The 285-nt window shown below is 38.9% G+C and carries 1 protein-coding gene; it reads left to right on the top strand.

Going from position 1 to position 285, the window contains the following annotated elements:
• Positions 1 to 76: 76 nt before the first annotated feature.
• Positions 77 to 285, top strand: a 209-nt coding sequence (gene tnpB, locus CXF74_RS21850; protein ID WP_101084713.1) for an IS66 family insertion sequence element accessory protein TnpB, incomplete at its 3' end; no start/stop codon positions are given.

Below are 285 nucleotides of genomic sequence, written 5' to 3'. Positions count from 1 at the left end.
TGGGCAAGGTAAATGTCAGCTTGCCAAACACCACTTCCGCCAACTATTTAAGTCAATTGTTACGAGAGCTGGCTTTATGAAAATGTTTGTTGAGCCAACGAGTATTTTTCTACATCGAGACTTTATTGATTTTCGCAAGGCCATCAATGGGCTAACAACACTGGTGGAAGATGAGCTAAATCGCGATGCTTATACCGGTGATTTATTCGTTTTTTGCAATAAATCAAAAGACAAACTGAAAATATTGTACTGGGATAAAACAGGCTTTGCGCTATGGCAAAAACA

It is taken from the genome of Psychromonas sp. Urea-02u-13 (assembly GCF_002835995.1).
Taxonomy (GTDB): Bacteria; Pseudomonadota; Gammaproteobacteria; order Enterobacterales; family Psychromonadaceae; genus Psychromonas.
The sequence above is the reverse complement of the archived record's forward strand: the minus strand, read 5'-3'. Positions and strand labels throughout refer to the sequence as shown.